This is a genomic window from Arachidicoccus ginsenosidivorans (genome assembly GCF_007971385.1).
GTDB classification, from domain to species: Bacteria; Bacteroidota; Bacteroidia; order Chitinophagales; family Chitinophagaceae; genus Arachidicoccus; species Arachidicoccus ginsenosidivorans.
The window spans coordinates 2,131,015-2,153,221 of record NZ_CP042434.1 but is presented as its reverse complement, the minus strand read 5'-3'; the positions used below and the strand labels follow the sequence as shown (position 1 = coordinate 2,153,221).

Sequence of the window (22,207 nt, the reverse complement as noted above, 5' to 3'; positions counted from 1 at the left end):
TCTACCAGGTGACGAACCAGATCATGGACGTGTAAATCCTCTTTTTAAGATTGAGTTCCTGCTTTTCCATCAGCGCCGCCTGTAAAATGGTTTCCACATGTTTATTCATGCGACGGTTTTCTTCTTTAATAATGCCACTGAAATACCCCGATTTCTCTTTATTACCCTGTACTTTCTCATTCTGTAAGGCGTCCACTGCTAAAGATATAGTAGCTAGCGGCGTCTTAAACTCATGGGTCATATTATTAATAAAGTCGCTTTTAATCTTACTGAGCTTGCGTTGCTGGAGCATGGTACGCACTGTTAGATAAAAGGCAGAGATCGTTATAAGCGTCAGTAAGGCAGAACCAAAAAGTATCCAGGTCAGTGATTGCCAGGCCTGGCTGTTCAGATCAGGAATAAAGACTGTTAAAAACTCATTAGCCGTAACATAACCATCTTCCTGGCGGGCATCAATAGGAAAACTTTGGGCCGGTGTATTTTCCCTTAATACACTGTCTGTCACCAGTTTTTGAGCGAGTAATGCAAAATTAGGGGTTATCTGTTCCGGAATCCCGGCTGAACCTTGCCCATAAGTGATGGCATATTCTATTTTGTATTTATCGGCTTCATTGCGCTCCAGTGCTTTGTTAATGATCTGATTGACCTCGGATTCTGAAAAGCGTTGATTGACTTTAATACTAGGAAGAACGCTGCCATTAAAAGGAAATGTCAGACTCTGGTCTCTTAAGCGCATGGCGGCCGCTGAAAACTTGCCCAGGGAGTCGGCGGCATCCGCCGCTCCTTTAAAGACCCGGAAGGAGATTTTTTGCTCCTGGGTCTGTACAATATTTACGACCCAGTTCACCTGCAGGAATACAAAACCAACAAGGGAGAGAGCAACAAGTATTAAACTGACTGGAATCGCTTTTTTCATGAATGTGTATAATTGCTTTAATGGGATTTAGACTGCACCTTACAGCCGATTTGGGTTATTTCCACTTTTTTGCAGGCTTTTTTATTAAAGCAGGGGCCATAATAAAATAGTAGAGAAACATCCACAAGTCGAAAATAATGAATTTTGACCAAAGGTCTTGTTCATTTAACTGCTTCATAGCTTTTTTCCAGATAATCGCAAGAACAATCATCCTGATAGCGTAAATACTGAGCGCCATCCACCAGTTGGCAAGGATAATGGCCGCAATAAGGGCAGGATACACTAAAAATCCAGAAGCGCTGTACAGGCCCAATAAAAATTTTATCCTGGGTTTATAATATCTGGCAGTCGTATAATGTCTGTTTTTTTGTTTCATCCAGGCTGCCCATGTAAGTGGCGGCTCACTAATGGTATGCGCATCCTCTTTAATCACAATAGCGGTATTATTCTTAGTAGCCACCTTGCTGATAAACAAATCGTCATCACCACCTGGAATGTGATTAATGGAAGCAAACCCTTTGTTTTTTATAAAGAGCTCTCTTTTATAAGAGAGATTACGACCCACACCCATATACGGATGGCCGGCCAATGCAAAACTTAAGTATTGTAAGGCGGTGTGAAAGGTCTCAAAACGGATCAATTTGTTTAAAATGCCTTTTTTCTTGCTATAAGGTCCATATCCCAAAACAATGTCAATACCCTTGTCATATCCGTTTTGCATGGATTGCATCCATTTTTCGGAAGCCGGGACACAATCAGCGTCTGTTAACAGCAAAATCTCGTATTTGGCGGATTTGATGCCCATGGATAAAGGAAACTTTTTTCCTGGAATCCCTTGCGCCTCCTGCACTAAAGGCAGTATATGTAAGACCTTAAATTGTTTTTGGAATTCTTCCAACAAATATTTGGTCTCATCGGTAGAATTATCATTGACTACGATAATTTCATGGGTTGTTTGATAGTCCTGAACCAGCACGCCGGGCAGGTGCATCGCCAGGTTCTCTGCCTCATTTTTTGCACATATAATCGTAGAGACCGCATATTCCTGACTTGTCTTTTTTTCCTCAGGGGAAAAATAAGCCAATTTCCTGAAAACCAGCAGGTAATACCCCAGTTGTATGAGTACTACCAGCACCAAAATCCCCAACACAATCCACCCGATCAGACTCATTGACATTATCATGGCACAAAAATAAGCGTAGTTTTGATGTTACACTCTTTTTAGCTTGGATATTCTTTTAAAGGAGGGGGCATCTGCCGTTTCCAATACGAATTATTCTTTTGTGTTATCCATAAAACCGGTGATTATTGTATATTCGTTCCCGCAAAACACCTTTTTATTTGCAATCTGTCCTCCTGGCAGTATGTAATGAAGGGGCGTGTAATAACAAAAAGTACAAAAGACAAAAACAAGATAATGAAAGCTTTATCCAGGCTGACCTTTATATTGGCAGCCACCGCTGTGATCCCGCTTACTGGCAGCTCACAGACCACACAGCAATCCACAGAAACTATTTACAATCAGCATGAGGTCTTTGACCCCAGCTTTTTTACCCAGTCTGGAAACATGTATCGGAGCGCCAGTGGCATTCCGGGACCGGCCTATTGGCAAAACAGGGCAAATTATGAGATTCATGCCACTTTAAATGAGCAGGATACGACGCTTACCGGCGAAGTAAAGATCCATTATCTAAATAATAGCCCGGATTCTTTGCATTATCTGTGGCTCCAGATTGACCAGAATTTGTTTGCCCCTGATTCCAGAGGAGCCGCCACCACGCCCATCAGCGGCGACAGGTTCGATGTAAAAGGCTATACCCAGGGAGGGGAACATATTCACAGTGTTGAGGTGGCCTATAAAGGGAAAAGTTATAAAATTGAACCAGTTATCTCGGATGACAGAATGCAGCTTCGTCTGCCGGTAACCATCAGTCCAAAAGGCGGAGCCGTTGATGTTAAGGTCAATTATTCATTTTCGATCCCCCGTTATGGGGCCGATAGAATGGGCAGGCTTTACACCAAGAACGGCGTAGTATATGAACTGGCGCAGTGGTACCCCAGAATGTGCGTCTATGATGATATTAAGGGATGGAATACCCTGCCTTATATGGGTCTAGGAGAGTTTTATCTGGAATATGGAGATTTTGATTATTATGTAACTGTTCCGGCCTCCATGATTGTGGCCGGTTCTGGCGTGCTGCAAAATCCCGAGGATGTATTGACCAAGGCGCAGCAAAGCCGACTGAAAAAAGCCGCCGGTTCTGACAGTACGGTCAGTATTGTCAGTGAATCAGAAATCGGCACCGATGCAGCCAGACCTACTACAAAAGGGAACCTGACCTGGCATTTTAAAATGAAAAACTCCCGTGATATTGCCTGGTCTGCATCCAAAGCTTTTATCTGGGACGCTGCCCGGGTGAATTATCCTTCAGGCAGAAAGGGGTTGGCAAACGCTGTTTACCCTGTGGAAAGTAAAGGGGTACACCGCTATGGCAGAGCCACCCAATACCTTAAACAAAGCATTGAGTTTTATTCAAAACATTATTTTGAGTTCCCCTGGGATAATGCCACTGCTGTGGCAGGGGTAGCCCTGGGTATGGAATACCCAGGCATCGTCTTTTGTATGTATAATATTCAGGACGGGAATCTGTTTCATGACGTTACCCATGAAATCGGACATAATTGGTTCCCGATGATCGTGGGCACCAATGAAAGGCGTTTTATGTGGATGGATGAAGGCATGAACACCTTTATCAACAGTTTCGCTTCTAATTGGTTTAATGGAGGGGAATATGGAGATACCACGAACAGAGATGTCATGCAAATGTCCAGGGTACTTAAAAACAGCACGGATCCGCTAATCACTGCTCCGGAAAACATGGGTCTGAGAGATTATGGACAGTATTATTTTAAAACGGCCGTTGGAATGAAAATCTTACGTAATGTTGTTCTGGGGCCTGAACGTTTTGATTATGCCTTTAAACAGTATATTCATAACTGGGCCTTTAAACATCCCCAGCCTGATGACTTTTTCAGAATAATGAACAGCGCTGCCGGAGAAGACCTGAACTGGTTCTGGAAACAATGGGTATATAATACCTGGCAATTGGATCAAGCCGTTACCAATGTGCGACAAGCCACTGAAGATGTTAAAGAAGGGTGTTTAATTACGATTTTGAATAAGCAAAAAATGGTAATGCCCGTACTAGTCAGGGTTACAGAACAAAATGGAAAGGTGACCAATTTAAAATTGCCGGTAGAGGTCTGGCAAAGAGGGCCTAAATGGACTTTTAAGGTAAATACCACCAGTGCGGTAACTAAAGTAGAACTGGATCCGGATCATGATTTGCCAGATGGGGATCTGCAAAATAATGTATGGACTAAATAGTAAGTTTCCATTTTGAAGCAATTATCTCCAAGGAGATGCTAAGGGAGGTAGGGATGCAATAAGATAAAAAGAAAGCGAGTCGGTGCAACCATTGCGCCGACTCGCTTTCTTTTTTATTTAATCAAAACAGAGGTGTTACTATTTTTTCAGTCCAATTTCTTTTAAGCGTTCATCGAGATAGCCGCCGGCCGTAATGGGTTCATAGGCTTTTGGGTGCGCTTCGTCCACACAACCAGGCAGACAATCCAGACTCATTTCACTACGGGGGTGCAGGAAAAAGGGGATAGAATATCTGGAAGTATTCCATTTTTCTCGGGGTGGGTTCACAACCCGGTGGGTGGTACTGCGTAGTTTATTATTGGTTAGTCTTTGCAGCATGTCTCCAACATTCACCACGATTTCGTCGGGGGCAGCAGTGGCGGGGACCCAATCGCCCTCTTTTGTCATCACTTCCAGACCGTCGGCAGAAGCGCCAACGAGCAAAGTGATCAGATTGATGTCCTCATGTTGCTCGGCACGGATGGCAGATTTTGGCTCCTGGGTAATGGGAGGATAATGGATAAGCCGGATAATGGAATTGCCATTTTGGACATACTGGTCAAAATAATTTTCATCCAGTCCCAGATAAAGTGCAATGGCCGAAAGGATGGCCTGACCACTTTTTTCAAAGTGGCGGTAGGTCTCGTATAATGTGGGTGCTAAACCCGGAACCTCAGCCACAGCTACATTGGGCGGGTAATGCTCATCACTGATAGCGGCTCCTTCTACCGTCTGGCCATATTGGAAGAATTCCTTTAGATCCGGTGCATCAAAACCTTTCGCGTGCTCCTTCCCGAAACTGGTATAACCCCGCTGGCCGGCCAGTTCTGGTTTCTCATAACGACTTTTTACTTCTTTAGGTAGCGCAAAGAATGACTGCACATGTTTATATAAATCGTCAATCAGCGGCTGTGGAATGCCGTGATTTTTAACGGCTACAAAGCCCACTTGTTCATAAGCTTTACCAAGTTTTTGGACAAATGCGTCCTTTTCAAGCGGTTCGACTCCTAGGAAGTCAGAAAGATCAACAACAGGAATTGCCATAATATTTAATCGTTTAGGGGTATAAAATCAGGCATTAAAAATAGTTAATTATTGGTATATATAGATTGGTCTGGATGTTAAATCATGTTGCCAGACAGCGAAAGATTGAATGCGTTACTTCGGTGAAAAACAGACATTTTTACTAAGTTTTTAACAGACAGGTACAACAATTCATTTATATTTGCCCATTAAGTAAATCACCCCTCATTAAAAACAAACAGGGAAAACAATACAGAATGAAGAAATTTATCGGCCTTTTTACCATTGCCATTTGCTCTATGGGTATTTTGAAGGCACAGATTACTGATGTAACCCCTCCTGTAGCTGCCAGATCTAGTAATCAGGTATCAAAAGACAGTACCGCTCCTGCCATCGCACAGCCAGTGGAAACTGAAGCAGACGCGCAAAGGGCAGCAGATAAAAAGAAGAAATTTGCCAATATAGATTTGAGCCACAGGGGCGCAGATCATTTTATGTTTGAATATGGCGGCATGGGGCTTTCCGGGTCAACCAGTGATTTTGCGACCAAGGGCTTCAGCCGGGAATTCAACTTCTCTTTTATGCTGGATAAGCCATTTAAAACCAACCCACATTACAGCCTGGGGTTCGGCGTTGGCTATAGCAGTTCCAACCTCTTTTTCAATGGAAAATATGTAGATATCAAAGCAACAGGGTCAGAATTGCCTGTTACGACCAATATTACCGGTTCCTCTAATACTTTTAACAAGTTCAAATTAGTGCTTAACTATTTTGAGATTCCCGTTGAACTGCGCTATAGTGCCAATATGGAACAGCCTAATAAAGGCTTCAGAATAGCCTTTGGCTTAAAAGGTGGCCTGCTTTTAAATGCGCACACTAAAGGCAAAAATGAAATGACCAGTGATGGAAGCACCGTGTACGGCAAAGGTTATATTGAAAAGGAATATAGCAAACGATTTTTCAAGAGTACCCGTGTAAGTGGAACAGTTAGAGTTGGTTATGGCCTGTTTTCTGTATTTGGTACCTACCAGCTGACGCCACTGCTAAATACGGGAGCCGGACCTTCGCTGCACCCTTACAGCATTGGGTTGGGTATCGGCATCATGTAGACGGCTGAAAGGCGTGATTTGAGTGTATTATTGGCGCGCTTTTCATCAAATAGTATAATATTCAATTAGGATATAACGTTAAAAAGAGCAGATTTCGGGTTAATGCCGGATCTGCTCTTTTTTTGGAGAATGACTTTAATTTTTATGATAAAATTGCGTTCACAGAGGTCGAACATGTATTACAAATAGATTAACAAATGCTATCTTTGCCAAAAGTTAATTCAATTGATAGATAAACAAAATAAAATAGCGGAAGATGAGCGTGCGGTTTTGGTCAGCGTACTGCAGCCGGATCAGACCGAACAGTTGGTAAATGAATATTTGGATGAATTAGCTTTTTTGGCAGAAACAGCCGGGGCCAAAACAATCAAAAGTTTTATTCAAAGACTGCCTAATCCGGACAGCCGTACTTTTGTAGGTAAAGGCAAGCTGGAGGAGATCAGACAATATATTGTCACCCATCAGGTGGATCTGCTCATATTTGATGATGAGTTGACTGGATCCCAGATCAAAAATATTCAGGAAGTTGTAAAAATAAAGACAATTGACCGGAGTGATTTGATCCTGGATATTTTTGCCCGCAGGGCAAGAACAGCCCAGGCCAAAGTTCAGGTGGAACTGGCGCAATACCAATATATCCTGCCCAGGCTCAGAGGGATGTGGACGCACCTGGAAAGACAAGGTGCGGGTATTGGTTCCAGAGGCCCGGGAGAAACAGAAATCGAAACGGACCGTCGTATCGTCAAGGACAAGATTTCTTTGCTGCGCAAACGGCTTAAAGAAATTGAAAAACAAGCTTATACGCAAAGGAAGGACCGTGGTGAGTTTATACGTGTTTCTTTGGTAGGATATACAAACGTGGGAAAAAGCACGATCATGAATTTGCTGAGTAAAAGCGATGTTTTTGCAGAAAACAAGCTTTTTGCCACGCTGGATACTACGACGCGCAAAGTTGTGTTGGAAAATACGCCCTTTTTGCTGAGTGATACCGTAGGCTTTATTAGAAAACTGCCCCATCATTTGATTGAAAGCTTTAAAAGTACCTTGGATGAAGTGCGGGAAGCAGATCTGTTAGTGCATGTTGTGGATATTTCTCATGAAAAACATGAAGAGCAGATTGCAGTGGTCAATAATACGCTGCAGGAACTCGGAGCGGCTGATAAACCGATCATTACCGTTTTTAATAAGATGGATTTATATAAGGAGCGCAATTTTGATCAGTGGCTTCCCCCGGAGGTTAAGACCCAGATTCTGGAAGAGCTTTCTGATAAATGGCAAAATATAACAGAAGGGAATAGTATTTTTATTTCTGCTACTGAAAAGCAGAACATTGATTCCCTTAGAGATTTTCTGCTGACCAGGATTAGAGAACTTTATACCATCCGTTATCCTTATAAAGTACAATACTATTAACTACTTAAACAACATTTTTTGAACTATGTCGCTGTATAAACTAGCTGATCGGTTACAAGAGATTCGTTTTTCCAAAAACGGCTTATGCTCCATGGAGTTGGAAGGGCGTAAGATTACATTAGCCAGAAAAGGTGACCGGTTATTTGCATTCTCCGGAACCTGTCCACATGCAGGTCATGATCTGGCCGAAGGCTATCTGGACTCTAAAAACTGTATTGTCTGTCCGCTGCACAGCTACCGGTTTAGTCTGTCCAATGGTTTTGACAGCTCTGGAGAGGGGTATCATATTAAAATTTATAAAACAAAGCGATTGTCAGATGGCTGGTATGTTGACTTTGTCTAAATCTGATTGTGCCCTTTATTTGCGCAGGACAGCTGATATAAAATAAAAAAGACCCGGACTATTTGCACTTTAAGTTGATAAACTTTCTGAGCGACAGTCCGGGCCTTCTTTTGAATATTGATTGAAGCGTAAAGCTAATAAATTGTTGCCAGCTGCTTTTTTAGAGGATCAGCGGCATCATCAGCAGCAAAAGATCTTCATTACTGCCTTGTTCTGTTGGTTTAATAAGCCCTGCTTTGGCAGGCGTAGAAAGTTCCATTTTTACATCTGCACTGTCCGCAGCGCCCAACATTTCACTGAGGAATTTAGCGTTGAATCCAATTTGAATGGGTTCTCCGTCATACTGACATTCCATTCTTTCATCCCCTTCGAAATTATAGTCAATATCCTGCGCCTTTAATTGTAATTCACTGCCTGAGATAGAAAGTCCGACCAGATTGGTGCTCTTATTGGCAAATACATTGACCCGCCTAAGCGCACTGGCAAAGGCTGCCTTATTGATGGTCATTACATAAGGGTTCTCCGTAGGAATAACCACTTTGTAATCTGGGAAACGGGCGTCTATCAACCGGCAGATCAACGAGATGTTATCGTGCGAGACAAATAAATGATTATTGGTATAACTGATATCCAGCAGATCTTCATTTTCTGGCAGGACATTTTTTAATACGTTGAGCGGTTTACGCGGAACGATAAAATTATTGGTTTCTCCAGGGGATACATCTGTACGGCGATATTTAACCAACCGGTGTGCATCAGTGGCAACAAACTGGATTTCATTTAAGCCTAACTCAAAATAAACGCCCGTCATAGCTGGACGCAGATCGTCGGTAGAGACGGCAAATAAAGTTTTATTGATAGCAGTAAGCAAAGCATCACTGCGCATTTTAAAGGCGTTGCCCTCTTCGTCAGAAGGGTCTTTAGGGAAATTCTCAGGATCTTCACCAGGAATTTTGTATTTACCACTGTCGCTGGTAATCTCTATTGCGTAATTACGCTCAATGCTGAAGGTCAGTGGCTGGTCTGGTAAGGCTTTTAAGGTATCCAGCAAGATCTTTGCCGGTACGCAAAACCTTCCATCCTCATTGCTTTCAACGTTAATCTGTACACGCATCACGGTTTCAAGGTCAGTAGCTACCACAGATAGTTTCTTGTCCGTGATTTCGAAGAGAAAGTCCTCCAGAATCGGCAGGATGGTATTACTGCTGATTACCCCACCAATGTGTTGCAACTGTTTCAGTAAGGTAGAAGAGGAAACGATAAATTTCATCGGTAAAAATTTAATTGTTTTTAATGATCGGTCATGCCGAAGGCTATTGCTTATCAAAGCCTTTGCTTTCTGGAATAAAACCTGTCAAGTACCCTTAAAAAATCTTTCCGCTTACCGGTCATTTTTATGCTGTTCAGGCTAAACTGGGAATTATTCCTTCCAGGAGACATTCCTTCAGGTGCAATTTTACTAATTAGTAGCCAATTGATAAAAATTATTAACTAACATTGTTGAAAAACTATCCAAAAAGTTCAAAATTATGGACATTTTAGAATAATTAGGCATCTTTGGCGGGTAAAACGCCAATTTAAAAATCTAAAAACGATCTGAAAGGCCATGCCAACAAAGCGATTAACCCCGCAACAAGCTTCTATCAAAATAAAGGCCTACTGTGCATACCAGGAAAGGTGCCATCACGAGGTAAGGCAAAAATTATATGGGTACGGACTCTACTCGCAGCAGGTAGATCAGTTGATCGCAGATCTGATTGAGCAAAATTACCTCAATGAAGAGCGTTTTGCCCGGCTATTTGCCGGAGGAAAATTTCGCATGAAATCCTGGGGCCGGATTAAAATTACTCAGGAACTCAAACTTAGAAAGGTTAGCGCTTATAATATACGGATGGCTATGAAAGAAATTGAGCCTGAGGCCTATCACGAGACGCTTCAAAAGCTAGCGGAGAAAAAATGGGCGGAACTGAAAGGTAAAAGAATCGAAAAAACGGCCAAAACAACCCGTTATTTAATGCAAAAGGGCTTTGAACTACCATTGATCCAGGATATTGTGGGGGCTTTGCCTTAGGAACAAAGGGGCCAATCCATTGAGTGAGCAAAGATAGATACCTCAAATGTCCGATTTCTGACAAGACATTGTATCAATTAGTTGTATCAAGTGTATCAAAAACGGACAGTATTATTTGAGGGGGTAATGTAATAAGTGATTGATTATCTGTAAAGTATCTGATTGGCACAGGCTTTACAGATGTCTGAAGCATTCCTTTGATGGAACAACACTTTGATCATACAATATTTATATTATGCCTTTTTCACTTTGGAAATTTCAATCGCCTCAAAAGGAGCACATGCAGCCACCTATTCAGTCACCAATGCGGGTAGAGGGACAACCAGCAGACAAATTTTCATTAAAGGCTTTCCTCAAATTCCTTACCCGTTCCTACCAGCACGACTCCCTGATTGATTCTGAAAAAGGCTTAACCAGTAAGGCTTGTGTAAATAGTAGCGGAGCTTATATGGCTAAGCGGATGCACAACAAGCGGCAAGTGAGTAAAAAAGAAATAAGCCCGGCATTGCTGGCGGGCCTTCTAGCGGTGATGTTTGTAGGTGCTGGTTGGGTCGTGTTACATTCAACTGCAGGGCCTTTGATGCGTGCAGGAGAAAAGCTTTCCTGTGGCCTTTGTGTACCTATAGTCGGAAATACGGGCGCTTCAATACACAAGCAAGTCGATGCAGGAGGAGACGAGCCACCTTCTTTTTTCTTCGAATGCTTTAGCCCGGTAGTGGATTTACCAGCCTTGCAAGGCATTCTGGTGCCTCAAAATTAGGCTTAAGGACCTTCTTGGTTATTTTATTTGACCAATGACCTTGAGAGCTGCAGCAGTTACTGCATTAAGGGCAGGACCAATCTGCCATTTGCTTTTGTCCCGCTGGCCGATATAATTGGAAACGCCGCGAAGTTGCAGGAAGGGCAGGTGATATTGGAGCCCTATATAATGCAGACTGGCTCCTTCCATGGATTCCAGCATAGGAAGAGATTGCACGCCAGCTGGTGCAGCGTATGCCTGTTTTAAATCCTCGATTCTGGCCAGATCCGTTGTGATTTCATCTACGGTGATGGAGCACCCGGTAATGATTCCTGCTTTTTGTAACCAGCCCCATTCTTTTATGTGACTGTTAATCAATGCTTTTTGATTAAAAGGAGCATCTGACCCTCCTTGCAGACCTAAATCAAAAATGTCACGCCAATGCCCTTCGTTTACCCCCAGGCTGCCTAAATATTCACGTTGCACGGCGACCACTGTTCCAAGTGCCAGTTTTGAATCAAAACACCCTGCAATACCAATTTGTAACAGAAAATCCGGTTGATAATTGTACAGGTGACGATGAATATGAAAAGAGCTTTGCAGCATACCAACGCCGGTCGTGCAGTATTGAACCTGATGGCTCGTCCGGCTGAATAAAGCTTCATTTTCCTGCTTTTGGAGGGGTGCTAGCTCCAGCTCGGTGGCGGCAAAAATGGAAATTTTCATGAGCGGTTAACGTAACTTAATAATAGATTATCTGCTGCAATGTACGACTGAATATTGACAGAGTGTCAGTCATGCCCGCTAAAAATCCATTTGGTATTGGCTTTGCATTTATAGGGATTGGTAAATGCAAGACCCTGTTTTTAGTGTTTGTATATATACAAACGGCAAAAATGGCGGATTTTGCGGTTATTAACTGACAAATTAGATTAAAAACAAAAAAATATGGAAAAAGGGCAAATCAGGGTTCAGACGGAGAACATATTTCCCATTATTAAAAAATTCTTATACAGTGAGCATGATATCTTTTTGCGTGAATTAATCAGTAACGCAGTGGACGCCTCACAGAAAATCACCACCCTTTCTTCTATTGGCGAAGCCAAGGGAGAATTAGGCGAATTGCGTATTGATGTATCTATCGACAAAGAAGCGAAAACGCTGACCATTGAAGATAGGGGCGTCGGGATGACAGCTGAGGAAGTAGATAAATACCTCAATCAGGTAGCTTTCAGTGGTGCCGAAGAATTTCTGCAAAAGTACAAGGATGCCAATATCATCGGCCACTTTGGTCTGGGATTTTATAGTGCCTTTATGGTGAGTGACCGGGTAGAGGTTTATACCAAAAGTTACCAGGATGCGCCTGCTACTTATTGGAGCTGTGACGGTAGTCCTTCTTTTGAATTAGGACCTACTGAAAAAGAAAACCGGGGAACTAAAATCGTGCTGCATATTAATCAGGACAGTGAGGAGTTTCTGGAAGCTGATAATATCAGAAGGATTCTGGAAAAATTCTGTAAATTCCTGCCTATTGCTATCTTCTTTGAAGACAAGCAAATCAATAATACCCAGCCGCTCTGGATTAAAAAACCCAATGAACTAACGGATGAGGATTATAAAAACTTTTATAAAGAATTATATCCTTTTGGAGAACCTCCACTTTTTTGGATCCATCTGAATGTAGATTATCCGTTTAATTTGACTGGCGTATTATATTTCCCTAAGATCAAACAGAGCTATGAAATTCAAAAAGACAAGATTCAGCTGTACAGCAACCAGGTTTTTGTAACGGATGAAGTGAAAGATATTGTCCCTGAATTTTTAATGCTGCTCCACGGAGTGATTGATTCTCCGGATATACCGCTAAACGTAAGCCGTAGCTATTTGCAAGGCGACCCCAATGTGCGGAAAATCAATGGCTATATTACTAAAAAAGTCTCTGATAAACTGGAAGAGATCTTCAAAAGTGACCGTAAATCTTTTGAGGAAAAATGGGAAAGCATCGGACTGTTTGTTAAATACGGCATGATGACCGAGGATAAATTCCTGGAAAAGGCAGCGAAGTACTTTATCATGCAGGATAGTGTAGATAGCAGTAAATTCTATACGCTGGACGAATATAAAACCGAGACAGAGGCGACACAGAAAAATAAAGAAGGCAAGACCGTCATCTTATACACATCTGATCCAATCAGTCAGGATGCCTATGTTAAGGCGGCTACAGCCAAAGGCTATAAAGTGGTTCGCTTTGAAACCATCGTTGACAATGCATTTGTCAATAATATGGAAATGAAATGGTCTGATGTTCAGTTTACCCGTGTGGATGCAGATATTGTGGACAACCTGATTGATAAATCAGAAAACAATGAGAGTGTTCTAAGCGAGGATGAAAAAACAGCGCTTACGGATTTATTTAAACTGGAAGTTCCCGGACTGAATGTCAATGTAGAAATCAAAGGACTTAGCGCAGATGCGGCGCCCGTAGTGGCGACACGTCCGGAATTTATGCGCCGAATGAAAGATATGGGCGCAATGGGCGGCGGTATGGCTTCTTTTTACGCGACCATGCCAGATGAAGTCACCCTTACTGTCAATGGGAATCACCCCATCTATCAACAGTTATTAAAACTGGAAGATAAGACGGCCAAGGAAAAACAAACCCGCAATCTAGCAGACCTGGCGCTATTGTCCCAAGGACTATTAAAAGGTGCCGGACTGACGGACTTTATTAACCGCAGCGTCGAATTGATGGAAAATAAATAACCAGAGGCAATGTAAGGATTTGAATTTTCGATTATAAAAGTAAAAGGCCCGAATCATTTATTTGATCCGGGCCTTTTTGTCGACTTTATTGTCTGGCGGGAAACAGTGCAATTAGGAAATTAATTGCTTTTCCAACCTGGATTTTGTACCAGTGCTTTGTTTAGAATGAGATCTTCTACAGGAATCGGAAACAAGTACTGTTTGGTTTCATCAAAGGTTCTTCCATTTGGAAGGGTCTTATAATAAGGCAGGATAAACCCGTCGGAGCTAAGATAGATATCGCTGTTTATTTTAACACCTGGAAACTGGTTTTGTACGAACTTCATGCCTTCTACAGGAATTTCCAGGAAACGGCCGGCTTTCCAGCGCATCAGATCATCCCAGCGCGTATTTTCAAAGGCCATTTCAACGCGCCTTTCCCGACGGATCTCTCTAAGTAACGGGGCTGGTGTATAACCGCAATATTTGCTGTAGTTGCCGTCCAGCGTTGGGTCTTTAGGGATGTCTGCGATCTCCAGATGTGGCATACCGACCCGGTCTCTGAGTTTATTGATGGTGGCATCGATAACAGATTGACTTGCCTGACCAAGCTCAAAACTAACTTCGGCGTAATCCAGCAAGACCTCAGCGTAACGGAAAATCGGCGCCGCCTGCATTCCGTTGGTCACTCTATTCCAGTCCTCTGGGTCATTAAGAAACCACTTAGCCAATCGGTACCCTGTAGGACATTTATTGCCGGAAAGCCCGGGGATATTTGGCTTGGGGGCATTATCTGCACCCATTACACCTGTTGCCAGATCGTAAGTCCCAAAATTGGCGACCGTTTGGCTAAGCCTGGGATCTCTGAACTGCATTTCTCGCTGAATGGAATCTCTGCCAAGAAATACGCTACTGGTAGAGATGGGCTTTCCATCGGAGCATAGGTAGGCATCCATTAAATTGCGGGTGACACCAAATTGATGGCGGAGATTTTGTGCAAAATAACGGCTAAAGGCAACGCCCAACTCCAGATCGGCTGAATATTCCTTGGCAAGGATCACTTCCGGGTTACCTTTGTAGGTGTATTGAGAAAAGAGATTATGATAATCCTGATCAGGTTTGCCAGTAGAATAAAGACTATAACCAGCGGCCATCAGCTTTTCACAGGCATCCTTACAGGCATTTAAAAATGTAGTGCCGTCCAGGTTCAGTTCCTTATGGTATTTACGGAATGTGCCTTCATAGAGGGCGATTCTCATCTTAAGGAATAAGGCCATTTCTTTACTGATGCGGTCGGTCTGGTATTTAGCATCCGCTCTACTGGGCAGCCAGTTAATGGCTGTATCGATGCAGGCCATCACAGAGTCCATTACTTCTTTTCTCGGCGTTCTGGGTCCAAATAGTTCAGGTGAGTCAACATTGAGTGTTTTGGAAAGCCAGGGAACATCGCCAAAGAGTTTTACTTTTTTAAAATAATCCCAGGCTTTGAAAAACAGGATTTCACCGCCGTACATATTTTGGGTCTCTGTAGGGACATTGCCTCTTCTAAAGTTTTCCAGAAAATAATTAAGGGTACGTATATTGTCAAAATTCCAACCGCCACTACCCGAGCTGCCAGTCAGGTAGCCGATGTATTCATCGGCTGCCACCTTAGAATAGCTATTGGGTGCGGCGTTATCTGTAATTACATCACCATAGACAATGGCCGCCTGGGTATAACCGTAAGGGTTGATGGTTGCATCTCCGAAGCCATAACCAAAGCCAACTATATAATCGGAGTATATATCGTTACAGTATAATTGGAGGTCTTGCTGTGTGGTCCAGAATGTTTCATCGCTGAGTTTATCCAGCGGATATTTTTCCAGAAAATTATTATTGCAACCGGCAAGGACTAGCAGGGCCAGTAGTATTGTTATTGAATATCGTTTCATTTTTACTTAAATTTAATCTTTATAAGAAAATCAGTTTATCGTTCGTTTACTGGTTAGAAGTTTACCTGCAGCCCTACGGCCAGTGATTTAATCATCGGATAATTTGCGCTTAGCAGTTCAGGATCAAAAATATCAGGCACCTTGCTGTATTGCCATAGGTTATAAGCCGCGCCATAAAAGCGAAGGCGTTGTAGCCCTATTTTGTGGACGATTGCTTGTGGTAGCGTATAGCCGATGGTCAGGTTTTTTAAACGGATATAGGCTGCATTTTGCAAATAGCGCGTTTGAACGATGACGTTTTTACTTGCGTTTCTGTAAGCTGGATAAAGTGCACTTGGGCGCTCTGGCGTCCAGGAGTTTTCATAGACTTCCCTGGTACCCGTGGCGCCTAAAATAGCCCCCCAGAAAAGATTATCACTTATGTAGGCGTCTCTTTTGCCTACGCCCTGTAAGAAAATATTCAGGTCAAAGTTGTGCCAGGAAAAGTTGGAGTTGATCCCAAATTGATAGCGCGGTGTACTATTGCCGATAATTAAACGGTCCCCATGATCGGCCAGGGTGCCGGCGCCACCGCTGATAACAGAATCTCCATTCAGATTGGCATACTGCATATCGCCTGGATACCAGACGGCGGAGTTGATTAATTTTTGACTGGTCGCTTTATCAATCTGATCCTGGTTTTGGAAAATGCCAACAGACTGATATCCCCAGATTTCACCCATTTTTTGCCCCACATATAAAGTGCTGAGCAGTTTATTGGGATTGTTGTCAAATTTGGTAATTTCTGTCTGGTAATCAGATAATACAAAGTTGACACTATAATTTAAACCGTAAGAAGTCCTGTCTTTATAGCCAATGGATAAATCCCAGCCCACGGTTTTGAGCTCACCGGAATTTTTAGTAGGGGATGCCGCACCCAGTACTGCAGGATACTTGTCACCGTCCACCAAAATGTCACTAGTGGTTCTGTTATACCAATCAAAGCTGACATCTAATTTTTGAAATAAGGTCATATCCAGGCCGAAGTCCAGTGTAGAAGCTGTTTCCCAGGTAATATTCGGGTCGACCAGTCCCGGAGGATAAACGCCCACGGGGCGTTTGCCGTCAAATAATTGGGATACTTTGGCCGTAGTGCCATAAGAAGGGGTATAAATGTAATTAGAGACATTCTGATTGCCGATACTTCCGTAAGACCCCCTGAACTTTAAACTATTGAGTGTTGGTTTAAGGCTAGCCATAAATGGCTCCTCGCTGATGCGCCAACCAGCAGAAATAGAAGGGAAAAATTTACCTCTGGATTCTTTGGGGAATTTACTGGTCAAATCATAACGGCCGTTGGATTCTAAAAGATATTTGCCTTTATAATTGTAAGTAAGCCGGTAGAATACACCACGCACGGCCCAGGCGGAGGCGCCGTCGCTGGCATTTCGCTCGCCTGTTGTCTGATCGATTACCGGTACTTCCGGGGTGATCATAACATTGCCACTTCCATTCAGTTCATCATAATTATACCATTCCTGATTGAATCCGACGAGTCCATACAGATTATGGCCGTGCGTACTATAGGAATAGTCTGAATAAAGATTGATCAGGTATTGATTAAAATGCTGATCTGTTTTACTGACAGAGCTTGGGCTGGTATAGACATTGTCTGTATTTAGCCAGGAAGTTTCTACCCGGTCCAGAACGGGGATAATGGTTTTGCCTCTGTAATTGTTAGAGGTATAGGATACATCACCTTTTATTTTCCAGTCCTTTGTAATCTGAAAGGTTGGAGAAACGGCCAGTAACAGGTTCTCCGTATTTTGCTGATCCAGAGAACCGTAATCCATAAAAGACAGGATGTTATCGGTATACAGTCCACCCATGCCAAATGGCGCGTCCTCCGGTGTCTTTAACGGCATATTGATGTTGCGACCAGGCTCCTGGGCGAGCGCTCGCCACCAACCGCCTTTGCCTGATGGGTAGACAGGCTGTTTGTACTCGGTATTATAATAATTCGTTTTAAACTCCATGGTAAACCAATCGGTTATTTTGGAGCTTAAATTGAAGTTGGCGTTATAACGCTTGAACTTGTCGGTATTCATCTTGTAAATACCATCCTGACCCAGATAGCTGGCAGAGGCATAATAGGTTGTTTTTTCAGAGCCGCCTGAAAGACTTATATTATGCTTCATCATGGGTGTTGCGTTTTTCACAGCTTCATCGTAAGGGTTTTGATTGGCCACCCAGATAATGGAGCTGGAATCATTGCCAGCAACACTCATAATATAGGCAGGATTATGAAGAGGGTCTTTCATATAAGCCTCAATAGCGTCTAGCTTGGTCTGCTTATCAGTAGGAACACTCTGGTCGGTAAAGGCGTAGGCGTCATTGGTCGCTTTTTGGATCTCATAAGCATTGAGCAGATCCGGCCTTGCAGCCGGATGATTCCATTGAAAATCGTTGGAATAACTCAGTACAGGTTTTTCTGATTTTCTACCTTTTTTGGTGGTAATCAGCATTACGCCATAGGCTGCCCTGGCACCATAGATCGCAGATGAAGCAGCGTCTTTAAGGACCGTTACGGTGGCTACATCCTCTGGATTTACCTGACTGATATCCATTGGGATCCCGTCTACCAGGGTATAGGGGCTACCGGTCTGGATCTCAAAATTGCCACTGCTGTTTTTGGAAAAAGAAGTTCCACCACGAACATTGATGCTGGGCGTCGTGTTGGGACTACCGTTGGCAATGCTGATATTAACGTTAGGCATCAGACCTTGTAAGGCCTGCCCGATATTGGACACCGGTCTGTTTTCCAAATCTTTGCCTGAGATTTGTGAAACGGCACCGGTTAGATTGGCCTTCTTTTGCCTACCAAAACCTACAACGACCAGGTCGTTTAATGAAGTGGCCTCTTCTTGACGTAGGGTTATTTGTAGGCCTTCGCCGTAATCGGACGGTGCTTTCACCTTGACCTGCATGGGTCTGTAACCAATAAAAGTAAATTCCAGCATATCGCCCTGGTGAACGAATACGGAGAAATGACCATTTTGATCGGTAATTGCTCCTTTATTGGTCCCGGCTAAATGCACTGAAACGCCTGATAATGGGTTGTTTGTGGAATCGGTTACAGTTCCTTTTAATGGCCAGGATTTAGGTTGCGCTTCCTGGATATTTTGTGTTGCTTCGTTTGCCTTTCCCGGTAATAATGTAATCGTTTTCTCAACGATCTTATAAGAAAAGTGCTGATTTTCAAAAGCCTTTTGCAATGCCTGCTCTAAGGGGACCTGAATCAACGGCAGGTTTTTAATGACGGGTGCATTTTTAGTAAAGCATCATTAAAGAAGAACTGATAGCCCGTCTGTCGGTGTATCTCCCGGATAAATTGCTCTACAGAAATCTGTTTGCCCTTAATGGACACTTGTTGTGCACTGCTTTTTGCACTAAGGTGCAAACTAAAAGCAAGCATTAGGATGGTGGTAAATCGCATCATTAACCAGATTTGGTGCCTGGATTTTCGCCAGGTGGGGTTTGGAATCTTTGTCATATTTTTGATCAAGTTTTGGGGGTGAAAAAAATAAATGCGCGAACGTTTATCAGATCAGCCCATTACCGGCCGAAACACTGCCATGTTTCGGCCTTTTGTTAGGCTGAAATGTTGTTTAGAAAATAGATTGCTTTAATAAATCCATAAGGATTGTTGATTTAATTTGAACTTCATGCCACCTGCTTCCAGAATCGTTAATACCTGGGAAAGACTATTGTTTTTGCTGATAATACCCGAATAATGGCCCTGCGGGATATTGCCCTTATAAACAATATCAATTGCATACCATCTGGACAGTTGCTTTAAAATCTCCTGTGCGGAAGTGCCATTAAAGTAAAACTGGTTATTCTTCCATGCCATGACTTGCTGTAAATCAACCTCTTTTTGAATATGTATATTGCCATCATTTAAAACTGCTTGTTCGCCATGATGTAAATAAGCACTATGATTTACCTGAACAAGACCTTCCAGAAGCGTGACCTTTGTTTTGCTATTATCTGCATAACCGTTGATATTGAAATGTGTTCCTAAAACGGCGATTGTATTACCGGCTTGCTGAACCTCAAATAGTTGTTTATTGTTATGAACAATCTCAAAGTAAGCCTCACCACTCAATGAAACGGTTCTTTTGTCACCTACAAATGCACTGGGGAATTGCAAGGTGGATCCCGTATTGATCCAGACTTTGGAACCATCGGGTAGCTGTATTAGTACAGGGCGGCTGCCTCTGGGAACGCTAACGATGCTGGGTGGTGCTGAAGGATTGACAGCAGTAAAAACAAGACATCCATCTGAAGCCTTATGGAGCCTGGCCGACTGTTCTTTAATGGCTTGGTCTACCGCAACCGCTTTGTTTAAATTGCCCCAGCTAATGGTTGGTGTGGACAATGCGGGTGCAGCTTTATCATGAAGGGAGGAGGGTTGTTCATTGTTTGCCGTTATCCTAGTTGGTGGCCGATTGATTTTATAAAATATGAAAAACAGGCAGGCCAGGGTAGAAAGCGAGGTTAAAAGCCTGATAAGCCCTTTTTTTCTGTTGCGCCTGCTGTCTGTTGGTTTATAGGGTAATTTAATCTGGGCCAGCCCCTGTGGCGGCGCGTCCAAGGCGGCCTTTTCCCGAATTGGAAAGCCAGTGGCATGTTCATAAATTTTATTTTTCTGGTTATTAGAAAAATAAGTTTGATTATTGTTTTGGGTTAAATCATATTGCTTTTGCAGCCAAGCCTCTATGAGGCGAATACCATCAGGATCCCGAAATTCCTTTAAGAAAAATTTTGCTTCGGCTGCCGAAAGTGTTCCTTCCAGCCATTTTTTTAATAATCCATTTAAATCAGGCTCCATGTATCCTTCTAATTTTAACACCAAAATGTCGGTTATCTATAGAAAGGACACAGAAAACGATAAAAAGGGGTATAGTTTTTACATTATTTTATAAAAAAATAAAAAAAGTTAAGGTCGCACTGGTTTCAATATGCTTAATAATATGATTTGTAGCTAGTTGCAGGTATTTTTTCACTGTATGCGTGGAAAGGTTCATTTCCTGGGCAATCTGTTTATAAGACCTGCCAGCTCTTCTGCTTAGCAGAAAAACCTTTTTCTGCTGAGTAGGCAAACTGGCAATGGCTGCATCCAGCAAACAAAACCTACGTTCTTTTTCCAGAAGCTGTTCCTGGGATTCAACTTGAATAGGTAATTTTTCTTCCAGGCCATATTCAATCGTAACGGCTTTTCTTAAAGAATTGATTGCCTGATGCTTGGAGATGACAAAGAGCCACTTTTGAAAATCACGAATGCTGATAAGGGATTCTCTTGTCTGCCAGACTTTTAAAAAGATATCCTGCACGATCTCTTCAGCTAGCGCATGATCTTTGGTAATTGCGGCAATAAAATGCCCTAACCGGTCACTGTACTGATCTACCAGTTGTTTAAAAGCTTGTTGGTTGCCTTGGGCAACAGCTATTAATAGTTGTGGTGATTGCCTTTGCGCTTGCTTGTCCACGAAATTCTCCCCAGCATTCAAAATAATGAAAGATGTAACTGACATACAGGACCTTAGCTATCAAAAGCAAGGCCCTGTTTAGCTATAATTGTTTTATTCGTAGGCGACTTATCTGCTATTGTCTCCATCAAGCCACCCTCCGAGTGCACCAAGAATGCTGCCTTCGTCTTTTTGCTTATAAGTACCATAGGCAAGAATCCTGCCAGCCAGTCTGCTGACTGGCAGCGATTGAATCCATACGGTGCCCGGCCCGGTGAGCGTTGCAAAGAATACGCCCTCGCCGCCAAATAAGGTATTTTTAATGCCGCCGATAAACTCAATATCATAATTTACCTGGCCGGTAAAGCCAACAATACAACCGGTGTCAACTTTTAGAATCTCACCCGCTGCCAGGTCTTTTTGAACGATATGACCACCAGCATGCATAAATGCCATGCCATCACCTTCCAGTTTCTCCATAATAAACCCTTCTCCACCAAATAGTCCCGAGCCTAGTTTTCGCTGAAACTCTATACTGACCGAAACGCCTTTGGCTGCGCAGAGGAAGGCATCTTTTTGACAGATGATCCTGCCGCCTAACGCATAAAGATCTAAAGGGATAATCTTACCGGGATAAGGGGCAGCGAAGCTAACATGTTTTTTTAAGGAGCCTCCTGTGATATTTGTATAAGCAGTCATAAAGAGGTTTTCCCCTGCCAGCAGTCGTTTGCCAGCGGAGAATAACTTATTAAGAATACCGGCATTCTGTGCGCTGCCATCACTGAAGATGGTTTGCATTTGAATGCCATCTTCCATCATCATAAAACTGCCGGGTTCTGCAATGGCAGATTCGCCAGGATCCAATTCTATTTCTACATATTGCATCTCCTCGCCGATGATTTTGTAGTCTATTACATGGTTTTGCATTTAAAATGTCAGGTTTTGTATGTTTGAATATGAATAGTGAATACTAGTTTTTGAAC

At 42.8% G+C, this 22,207-nt stretch carries 18 protein-coding genes; 7 read left to right on the top strand and 11 right to left on the bottom strand.

Annotated elements, in window-relative coordinates:
* Position 1: 1 nt before the first annotated feature.
* Together FSB73_RS08655 and FSB73_RS08650 are read right to left on the bottom strand one after the other, a co-directional pair.
* Positions 2–916 (bottom strand): sensor histidine kinase, encoded by a 915-nt coding sequence (locus FSB73_RS08655; RefSeq protein WP_146781102.1) that lies wholly within the window; start codon positions 914–916, stop codon positions 2–4.
* 55 nt (positions 917–971) lie between these two features.
* Positions 972–2,099, bottom strand: a complete 1,128-nt coding sequence (locus tag FSB73_RS08650; RefSeq protein ID WP_225974637.1) for a glycosyltransferase — start codon at positions 2,097–2,099, stop codon at positions 972–974.
* 234 nt (positions 2,100–2,333) lie between these two features.
* On the opposite strand from FSB73_RS08650, the gene FSB73_RS08645 reads away from it, so the two are divergent.
* A complete protein-coding gene (locus tag FSB73_RS08645) occupies positions 2,334–4,304 on the top strand; it encodes a M1 family metallopeptidase (RefSeq protein WP_158639472.1) in 1,971 nt (656 codons plus the stop codon).
* Positions 4,305–4,442: 138 nt separating this feature from the next.
* On the opposite strand, the gene FSB73_RS08640 is transcribed toward FSB73_RS08645, so the two are convergent.
* On the bottom strand, positions 4,443–5,387 hold the full coding sequence (locus FSB73_RS08640) for an isopenicillin N synthase family dioxygenase (RefSeq protein WP_146781101.1): 945 nt from the start codon (positions 5,385–5,387) through the stop codon (positions 4,443–4,445).
* A gap of 236 nt (positions 5,388–5,623) precedes the next feature.
* Here FSB73_RS08640 and FSB73_RS08635 point away from each other — a divergent pair, with 236 nt between their 5' ends.
* The 3 genes from FSB73_RS08635 (at position 5,624) to FSB73_RS08625 (ending at position 8,231) form a co-directional block, all read left to right on the top strand.
* Positions 5,624–6,475 carry a porin family protein gene (locus FSB73_RS08635; RefSeq protein ID WP_146781100.1) on the top strand — a complete coding sequence of 284 codons (852 nt, stop codon included), beginning with the start codon at positions 5,624–5,626 and terminating at the stop codon, positions 6,473–6,475.
* 225 nt (positions 6,476–6,700) lie between these two features.
* On the top strand, positions 6,701–7,888 hold the full coding sequence (hflX, locus tag FSB73_RS08630; protein WP_146781099.1) for a GTPase HflX: 1,188 nt from the start codon (positions 6,701–6,703) through the stop codon (positions 7,886–7,888).
* A 25-nt stretch (positions 7,889–7,913) separates the two neighbouring features.
* Complete coding sequence (locus tag FSB73_RS08625; RefSeq protein ID WP_146781098.1) at positions 7,914–8,231, top strand: Rieske (2Fe-2S) protein; 318 nt, start codon at positions 7,914–7,916, stop codon at positions 8,229–8,231.
* Between the two features lie 160 nt (positions 8,232–8,391).
* Here the strand turns inward: FSB73_RS08625 and dnaN are convergent, their stop codons facing one another.
* Positions 8,392–9,501, bottom strand: coding sequence for a DNA polymerase III subunit beta (dnaN, locus tag FSB73_RS08620; protein WP_146781097.1), 1,110 nt, complete (start codon positions 9,499–9,501; stop codon positions 8,392–8,394).
* A gap of 336 nt (positions 9,502–9,837) precedes the next feature.
* On the opposite strand from dnaN, the gene FSB73_RS08615 reads away from it, so the two are divergent.
* Together FSB73_RS08615 and FSB73_RS08610 are read left to right on the top strand one after the other, a co-directional pair.
* Positions 9,838–10,302 carry a regulatory protein RecX gene (locus FSB73_RS08615; RefSeq protein ID WP_146781096.1) on the top strand — a complete coding sequence of 155 codons (465 nt, stop codon included), beginning with the start codon at positions 9,838–9,840 and terminating at the stop codon, positions 10,300–10,302.
* A gap of 235 nt (positions 10,303–10,537) precedes the next feature.
* Complete coding sequence (locus FSB73_RS08610) at positions 10,538–11,062, top strand: hypothetical protein (RefSeq protein ID WP_146781095.1); 525 nt, start codon at positions 10,538–10,540, stop codon at positions 11,060–11,062.
* Positions 11,063–11,080: 18 nt separating this feature from the next.
* Here the strand turns inward: FSB73_RS08610 and mqnB are convergent, their stop codons facing one another.
* A complete protein-coding gene (gene mqnB / locus FSB73_RS08605; protein WP_146781094.1) occupies positions 11,081–11,767 on the bottom strand; it encodes a futalosine hydrolase in 687 nt (228 codons plus the stop codon).
* 222 nt (positions 11,768–11,989) lie between these two features.
* On the opposite strand from mqnB, the gene htpG reads away from it, so the two are divergent.
* Positions 11,990–13,804, top strand: coding sequence for a molecular chaperone HtpG (gene htpG, locus FSB73_RS08600; RefSeq protein ID WP_146781093.1), 1,815 nt, complete (start codon positions 11,990–11,992; stop codon positions 13,802–13,804).
* A 119-nt stretch (positions 13,805–13,923) separates the two neighbouring features.
* Here htpG and FSB73_RS08595 read toward each other — a convergent pair whose 3' ends face one another.
* From FSB73_RS08595 to FSB73_RS08570, 6 genes are all read right to left on the bottom strand, one after another.
* Positions 13,924–15,714, bottom strand: coding sequence for a RagB/SusD family nutrient uptake outer membrane protein (locus tag FSB73_RS08595; protein ID WP_146781092.1), 1,791 nt, complete (start codon positions 15,712–15,714; stop codon positions 13,924–13,926).
* Between the two features lie 53 nt (positions 15,715–15,767).
* Entirely contained in the window at positions 15,768–18,995 is a 3,228-nt protein-coding gene (locus FSB73_RS08590) for a SusC/RagA family TonB-linked outer membrane protein (protein WP_158639471.1), read from the bottom strand.
* A complete protein-coding gene (locus tag FSB73_RS08585; protein ID WP_146781090.1) occupies positions 18,992–19,246 on the bottom strand; it encodes a hypothetical protein in 255 nt (84 codons plus the stop codon). The genes FSB73_RS08590 and FSB73_RS08585 overlap by 4 nt, the downstream gene beginning before the upstream one ends.
* A gap of 132 nt (positions 19,247–19,378) precedes the next feature.
* Entirely contained in the window at positions 19,379–20,587 is a 1,209-nt protein-coding gene (locus FSB73_RS08580) for a FecR family protein (protein WP_146781089.1), read from the bottom strand.
* A gap of 88 nt (positions 20,588–20,675) precedes the next feature.
* A complete protein-coding gene (locus FSB73_RS08575; RefSeq protein ID WP_146781088.1) occupies positions 20,676–21,290 on the bottom strand; it encodes an RNA polymerase sigma factor in 615 nt (204 codons plus the stop codon).
* Between the two features lie 63 nt (positions 21,291–21,353).
* Positions 21,354–22,151, bottom strand: coding sequence for a TIGR00266 family protein (locus FSB73_RS08570; RefSeq protein ID WP_146781087.1), 798 nt, complete (start codon positions 22,149–22,151; stop codon positions 21,354–21,356).
* Positions 22,152–22,207 lie beyond the last annotated feature (56 nt).